The 7,190-nt window shown below is 63.2% G+C and carries 7 protein-coding genes; 3 read left to right on the forward strand and 4 right to left on the reverse strand.

The annotated features are described in order from the left end of the window. Window positions 1-118 precede the first annotated feature (118 nt). Together D1646_RS06550 and D1646_RS06555 are read right to left on the reverse strand one after the other, a co-directional pair. Complete coding sequence (locus tag D1646_RS06550; RefSeq protein ID WP_160635697.1) at window positions 119-757, reverse strand: helix-turn-helix transcriptional regulator; 639 nt, start codon at window positions 755-757, stop codon at window positions 119-121. A gap of 107 nt (window positions 758-864) precedes the next feature. After that, window positions 865-2,379: an S-layer homology domain-containing protein gene (locus tag D1646_RS06555; protein ID WP_160635698.1), complete on the reverse strand. Its 1,515-nt coding sequence runs from the start codon at window positions 2,377-2,379 to the stop codon at window positions 865-867. Between the two features lie 221 nt (window positions 2,380-2,600). Between D1646_RS06555 and rpsF the strand changes: the two genes are divergently transcribed. Genes rpsF through rpsR form a run of 3 tightly spaced genes read left to right on the forward strand, consistent with a single transcriptional unit; the run spans window position 2,601 to window position 3,677 of the window. Further along, window positions 2,601-2,897, forward strand: a complete 297-nt coding sequence (gene rpsF / locus D1646_RS06560) for a 30S ribosomal protein S6 (RefSeq protein ID WP_160635699.1) — start codon at window positions 2,601-2,603, stop codon at window positions 2,895-2,897. A gap of 14 nt (window positions 2,898-2,911) precedes the next feature. Next, window positions 2,912-3,394 carry a single-stranded DNA-binding protein gene (locus D1646_RS06565; RefSeq protein ID WP_160635700.1) on the forward strand — a complete coding sequence of 161 codons (483 nt, stop codon included), beginning with the start codon at window positions 2,912-2,914 and terminating at the stop codon, window positions 3,392-3,394. A 37-nt stretch (window positions 3,395-3,431) separates the two neighbouring features. Further along, the gene (rpsR, locus tag D1646_RS06570) at window positions 3,432-3,677 is read left to right on the forward strand and encodes a 30S ribosomal protein S18 (protein ID WP_160635701.1); all 246 of its coding nucleotides are present in this window, start codon (window positions 3,432-3,434) and stop codon (window positions 3,675-3,677) included. A gap of 123 nt (window positions 3,678-3,800) precedes the next feature. On the opposite strand, the gene D1646_RS06575 is transcribed toward rpsR, so the two are convergent. Then, complete coding sequence (locus D1646_RS06575) at window positions 3,801-6,170, reverse strand: HAMP domain-containing sensor histidine kinase (protein ID WP_160635702.1); 2,370 nt, start codon at window positions 6,168-6,170, stop codon at window positions 3,801-3,803. Then, window positions 6,145-6,843 carry a response regulator transcription factor gene (locus D1646_RS06580; RefSeq protein ID WP_160635703.1) on the reverse strand — a complete coding sequence of 233 codons (699 nt, stop codon included), beginning with the start codon at window positions 6,841-6,843 and terminating at the stop codon, window positions 6,145-6,147. The genes D1646_RS06575 and D1646_RS06580 overlap by 26 nt, the downstream gene beginning before the upstream one ends. Window positions 6,844-7,190: the final 347 nt, after the last annotated feature.

Here is a 7,190-nt window from a genome sequence, read left to right on the forward strand (position 1 = left end):
TTGAAATTTGAAATAGAAGCAGTCGTCCTAAGACAATCCCCCGCCCCAGTGTGCGCACTGGAGGGCAAAGGGGGCGGGGCGGCTTCGCCGCTTTTGTGTTCCGGGTTTGCGGCTGGGTTCAGTTCTCCCGGCGGCCCCTTCTCCACAGCGCGAGGGCCAGGATCAGCCCGGCGGCGAGCCAGGCCAGGCCCAGCACCAGGATCAGGTTGGCGAAGCCCAGGAAAAAGCTCTGGACTCCGGAGAGGGGAGAGACCTGGGGTGCGATGCCCAGCGCCTCCATCACGGCCCCCTCCAACTCCGGCGGGCCGCTGTAGGTCCAGCCGCCCATCTCAAAGTCGCCCATTATGGAGCTGGAGGCGGCGAACATGGTCCCGAAGCCCCACCGGGCCACCAGACCCACCAGGGCCACCCCCGCCCCCTGGAGTGCGATGTAAATGCCCGCCAGCCAGCCCCAGCGGCGGACCATCCTCCCCAGGAGGCCGGGCAGATCGCTCCCCGGCACGGGCTGGGGCGGAGGGGGCGCGGGCTCCTCCGGGCGGGGCGTCTGGGGTGCGGGGTCCTCCCCGTCGTTGAGCAGATGGTCGGTGGTGACGCCGAAGGCCCGGGCCAGGGAGAGCAGTTTGCCGATATCGGGGGAGGCCTCCCCCAGCTCCCACTTGCTCACCGCCTGGCGGGACACCCCCACCTGGGCGGCCAGCTCCTCCTGGGACAGCTTTTTCTGGCGGCGGTACCAGACAATTTTTTCGTTTAGTTTCATTGAGCCGCCTCCTTTCCTGAACTCAGCATAGCAGAACCGGCGGTTGCGGTCCACCAGCGCAGCCTGGAACATTCCGCAACTGCCGGTTGCGGCGGGTTTGAAAGGGGTTAATTCTCCTTTTTGGTGTAGGGGATGAACCACCAGGGCAGCTCCTCGTCCACCTCGGGAGTCTCGGGGGCGGGTTCAGAGCTGGACCAGGAGGGGAAGCAGATGTTCAGGTCCACGTTGCCCTCGATGCCGTCCACATGGCCGGTGCTGGAGTACTGCCACATATCGTAGTGGTAGCGGAAGCTGGTGGGGGCGGTGTCCCTGGTGTAGTGGGCCAGCCAGAAGGGGTAGTCCTGCAAGTACTGCAAAGCCAGCCCGCCCTTGTAGATCTTGGAGGGGCTGCCGTAGGTCATGGGGGTATAGCCCGCCTCCTCAATCACCTTGCAGAAGGCCAGGGCGCAGGCGGTGACGGTGTTGCCCGGGGTCCCCTGAGAGCGGGAGTCGTCCCGGTCCACCTCCTCCCAGTCGAAGACCACCGGGTAGGTGACGTCATAGCCCTTCATCCACTCCAGCAGCTGATAGGCCTCCGTCTCCGCCTCCTGGGGGGTGAGGGCCTGGGAGTAGAAGTACACCCCCACCTCTAGCCCGTTGGCCAGGGCGCTTTGAATGTTGTAGTCGAAATAGGCGTCCTTGTTGATGGCGCCCAGGGTGTAGCCCCGGTAGCCCGCCCGGATCATGGCAAACTCCATGCCGGCGGCGGCGACCCGGGTCCAGTCGATCTCCTTCTGGTGGGCGGACACGTCCAGCCCCCGGCGGAAGGTCTGGGCGGAGTAGGAGAGGTAGCCGTTTTCATCCAGGGAGTAGGCCTCGCTCAGGTAGGGATTGGGGGAGAGGGTCTGGGGCTCCGGCAGGGGGTAGCCCGCTTCCAGGCCGTAGAAGTTCCTGGCGTAGCTCACAATAATGGTGGCGCCCTCCGCCCGGCTGGTGTAGTTCTGGGGCGAGAAATTGCCCGCCAGACTGCCCGTCATCAACTGGCGGCTGTAGGCCCAGTCCGCCGCGCCCAGGGCCCAATCGGCAATGCTGTCCCGGTCGGCGAAGGGGGCGGCCTGGGCCTCGGGCCGGTTCCAGTTGCTCCAGAGGAGTACGGCCAGCTGCTCCCGGGTTATGGGGTCCTCCGGCCCGAAGCGGCCGTCAGGGTAGCCGCCGATCACGTTGTTCTCCTTGGCCCAGCGGATGGCGGCCAGGTTGGGGCTGTCCTCCCCCACGTCGGAGAAGGGGAGACCCTCCTGTGACTCCTCTGCCGGGCTATCCTTTGGCTCCTCCGGCTCCCGGTCCTGGACAATGTCCTGACTCACCGGCGGCTCCTCCCCCTCCTCCTCCTCGGGCTGGGGACTGCCCGCCAGGCGGTAAAGGGCCTCGGTGAGGACCGCCCGGGTCATGGGGGCCTCCGGAGAGAAGGTGTCGCCGGAGAGGCCGTCCATCAGCCGGTGCTGCTGGCAGAAGGCGACGTAGGGGGCGTACCATTGGCTGTCGTTGACATCCAGGTAAGTAGTGGTTTTTGCCTGGGCTGGAAGCAGGCCCGCGGTGAGCGCCAGCGCCGCCAGCCCGGCGGCAAGGGGTCTTCTCAGTGTCATGGTGTTCCTCGCTCTCTGAAATCAGGGATTTTTTGTCGTACCCTGTCAGTATAACACGCATCCCCCACGGCCCGTCAACAGTATTTTACTGGGAGGAGAAAATTTTCCTTGACTTTTCGGGAATATCAGATATAATAATTAAGCCCGTCCCTGTCAGGAGCGGGCGAATCCTTGCCTCCGGCTGTTCCGGAGGCCATATGTCCATAAGGAGGTGCAAAAACATGGCAAAGATCAACGCCAACTACGAGGCTCTGTATATCCTCAAGCCCGACCTGACCGAGGAGCAGATTGCCGCCCAGGTGGAGCGGTTCAAGTCTGTGGTAGAGGCCAACGGTACTGTGTCCGAGGTCAACGAGTGGGGCAAGCGCCGGCTGGCCTATCCCATCCAGGACCTGATGGAGGGCTATTACGTGCTGATGACCTTCACCGCCGCAGCTGCCGTCCCCGCTGAGCTGGACCGTATCTTCCGGATCAGCGACAGCGTGATGCGCTCCATGATCGTCTGCAAGGACGAGTAAGGGGGGCAGTGCCGATGCTGAACAAGATATTCATAATGGGCCGTCTGGCCCGGGACCCCGAGCTCCGGCGAACCCAGTCGGGCGTCCCTGTGGCTTCCTTCCGGCTGGCGGTGGACCGGGACTTTAAGGACAAACAGTCCGGCGAGCGGGCCACCGACTGGATCGACGTGGTGGCTTGGAACCAGCGGGCCGAGTTTGTCTGCCGCTACTTCACCAAGGGCCGCATGGCGGTGGTGGAGGGCCGGCTGCAAATGCGGGACTGGACCGATAAAGAGGGCAATAAGCGTACCTCCGCCGAGGTGGTGGCCGACAACGTCTATTTCGGCGACTCCAAGCGGGACGGCGACAGCGGCGGAAGCTACGCCGGCGGTTACCGTCAGGGCGGCTACTCCGCGCCCGCCCCCGCCGCCGACCCCCTGGGAGGCTACGGCGCTCCCCCGGCCGACGGCGACCAATTCTCTGAGCTTTCTACTGACGACGGCGACCTGCCGTTTTGACTCTGACCGGTTAAGGTCTTAAAAAGGAGGTTATTCCATGGCTATGGAACGTGATAACAGAGCTCCCCGGGGCCGTAAGCGCCGTAAGGTCTGCGCCTTCTGTGCGGATAAGGTGGAGCAGATCGATTACAAGGATGCCGCCAAGCTGCGCCGGTTCACGTCTGAGCGGGCCAAGATCCTGCCCCGCCGCACCACCGGCACCTGCGCAATGCATCAGCGCCAGCTGACCGAGGCCATCAAGCGGGCCCGTCAGGTCGCCCTGCTGCCCTACGTCACCGACTGAGTTTGAAAAGACCTGTGTGCAGCCGCACATGGGTCTTTTTTGCTGTCCCAAACCCTTACGGAACAAGAGGAAGCCGCCGCGGCGGGCAGGAAAAAGCGGCCCCTGGGGAGGGGGCCGCTTGAATTATTCTGCCAGGGGGAAGGTAACGATTGCCGTGAACAGGTCCGCCTCGGTAGAGATGGTCAGCTCCCCGCCGCAGGCCCGGGTGAAGGAGTCGGCAATGGACAGTCCCAAGCCGGAACCGCCGTCGGTGCGGCTCTCGTCCCCCCGGACGAAGCGGGCGGTGTACTCAATCCCCGGTTTCAGCTCGGCGGCGGAGGTGTTCCGCACGCTGGCGCTGGCAAGTCCCTTCTCCACCGCCAGGGCCAGGTAGACCCGGGAGCCAGGGAGGGAGTACTTCAGGGCGTTGCCAATAAGGTTCTGGAAGACCCGGTACAGCCGGTCACTGTCGGCGGTGATGGGCACCTCTGTCTCCGGGATGGAGGGGCGCAGGGTCAGGCCGCTCTCCTCAATGGCCTGCGCCATATCGGCCAGGGTCTGGCGCAATAACCGGGCGTAATCAAGCCGCTCCAATTTCACCGGGAGCTGCCCCGAGGCCGCCTTGCTCACCTCAAACACGTCCTGGACCATGGCCTTGAGCCGCTGGGCCTTCTCCCCCATGATCTGCACATACTCGCTGGCGGGGGGCTCCAGGGGCTCCTGGGCCAGCAGCTCGGTGTAGCTGATGATGGAGGTGAGAGGAGTCTTCAGGTCGTGGGACACGTTGGTCACCAGCTCCACCTTCATCCGCTCGCTGCGGGTTCGCTCCTCAACCGCCTGGTGCAGGCCCTGCCGGACGTGGTTCAGGTCATCGGCCATCTGGTACAGGTCGGCGTCCTCCTGTAAGGTCAGCTCACATTCCAGCGCCCCCGCCCGAAGGGCCGAGAGCTGGTCGGACACTGCCCCGAAGTCGGTCCACAGCCGCCGCTGCCGCCAGAAGAACCATACATATACTCCCAGGGACAGCAGCCAGGGCAGGCCCAGCAGATTCCAGATGGCCCAGGTGGGCAGATACACCTCCACGGTCTGGAGCACCAGGAGGGCCAGCACCTCCAGCCACAGCACCGCCACCGCCAGCCCCAGCCAGCCGTTCATCCGGCTCAGCCGCTTTTGCAGGGGGTATTTCAGCTCATGGGCCGCCAGCAGAGCGAATACGCCCCGTTTCCAGGGCTGTTTATTATACCGCCAGTCATTGAAAATCAGCAGATACAACCCCCAGAGGACGGTCAGCAGGTTCAGGGAGTGGTCGGTCAGCTCCCGGAGATACTCTTGCAGCAGCCAGCCCCCGTTCTCCGACAGGATGGTCACCGCCGTGCCGATGCTGCTGGTCTGCTCCACAGCGGTAACCCGGGCGTAGCCGTATTCCTGAAGGGCGGCGTCCCGCTCCTCGCCGGAAAGCTGGTCCAGGACCTCCCAGTCAATGGAGACATCGCCGGAGGAGGCGGTGCCCACGGTTGCCGGGGGCGCGTAGGCGTAGGTCAGCTCCTGCCACACCTCCCCCAAGTACTCCACTCGGGGCAGGCCGAAGAACACCAGCAGCAGCGCGGCAAGTATTTTTGCCTCAAACCACAGCTTCCCGGTCCCCCGGGCCAGGGCCATGTCCGCCCGCTTCTTGTCCTTCCGGAGAACAAGGTACACCAGAAACAGCCCCGCGCCCACACCCATGCGAATGGCGTGGCCTATAACGGTCTCCCGGTACTGCTCCAGTCCCTGTTTTGTGTAGTACAGCTGGTTGTACTGGTACGACCCATTCTTCCCGTAGTTGCCCTTGATGAAGATCTGGGGACTGCTGATGACCGCCATGGTCACCTTGACGTGGCTTCCTACCTCGTCCACCGTGAAATTCTTGTAGCCGGGGACGTACCACTGGTAAAAATCCTCCTGCTGGTCGAAGTGGTAGTAGCCGCCGCCGTAGACGTTCTGCTCCTCCCCGTCCAGCCAGATGCGCACCTTCTCCCCGTCGAAGACCAGGAGAAAGCCGTAGCCCTCGGACATCAGGGCGGAGGGGTCCATGTCCGGACTGAGGGCGTCCGAGTTGCTGTAGGGAGTCTTCCACTCCCACTGCGTCCTGCCCCCTCCCAGCGCCTTCTCCTCCTCCCGGTCCACCCGGTAGAGGATGTTTTTATCCTCCTTGTAGTTCTCGTGGAGAGCCTGAATCCGGTTGCTGTTGATGCTGTAGTAGTTGGGCCGGCCCGAGTCGTAGTAATACTGGGAGTCATACACATGGCCCCCCGCCCCCATGGTGATCAGATTCTCCAGCCGGGAGGAGACGAAGTTCTGAAACTCCCGGGTTCTGCGCCAGTCGCTTTTGAAGCTGTCATAGAGCCAGGCGCGGCTGTTGGAGGAGGTGAAAATCGAGCCGAAGTACAGCGCCCCCTCCAGCACCAGGGAGACCCCCAGCAGAAAGGCCAGAAATCCAATGATTGACTTACTTTTTTTCCATTTTGTATCCAATACCCCACACCACCTTTAAATAGTCTGGCTCACGAGGATTGAGCTCAATTTTTTCCCGGATGCGCCGGATGTGTACCATCACCGTGTTCTCCGAGGACCAGGCCTCCTCCCCCCACACCCGGCGATAGATCTCCTCCGAGGGGAAGACCCGGCCCAGATTGCGCATGAGCAGGTCCACAATGCCCGTCTCGATGTTGGTCAGCTTAATGCCCTCCCCGTCGGCGGTGAGAGTCCGCTTGTCCGGGTCGTAGGAGAGCCGTCCGTTGACGATGATCCCGGCGGGGGCGGTATTCACATCCCCCAGGTGGGTGTACCGCCGCAGCTGACTGCGCACCCGGGCCACCAGCTCCTGAATGCCGAAGGGCTTGGTCACGTAGTCGTCCGCCCCCATGGACAGGCCCAGCACCTTGTCGCTCTCCTCGCTCTTGGCGGACAGGACGATGATGGGCAGATTGCGCCGCTCACGGATGCGCAGCACCGCCGACAGTCCGTCCAGCCTGGGCATCATCACGTCCATCAGAATCAGCCGCAGGTCGGGGTCCAGTGCCTTGTCCAGGGCCTCCATGCCGTCGTAGGCCCGCAGGACCCGGAAGCCCTCCTTCTCCAGGGCGGCGGCAATGGCCCCCACAATCTCCTGGTCGTCGTCCACCACCAAAATCGTCTCACTGCTCATGGGCTCGCTCCTTCCTCGTTCGCTGGGGCTATGATAGCAGAAAATTCTTACAAAGCCAGTGACAAATCTCTTACGGATTTCTTACATTTTACTCCGCCCCCGGGAAAGACGCAAGGTGGAAAGAGATTTACAGCTTCCTTTCCTAAATGCCTCGACAGCCCCGAAGGACCCCATACGCAGCGTAGCCGCTTGCCCCCCTTTTGAAAGGGCGGGGGATTGTCTTAGGAAAGCTGCTTCTATTTCAGGTTTTCAGTCGAAGCGGTGCCAGCAGGTCAATCCCCACCGCTTCGCGGAGCCCCTTTTCAAAGGGGCCAGGCCGCCTGCGGGCGGGACGAGGGATGAGCCCT

Source organism: Pseudoflavonifractor sp. 60, from assembly GCF_009911645.1.
Lineage (GTDB): Bacteria > Bacillota > Clostridia > Oscillospirales > Oscillospiraceae > Lawsonibacter.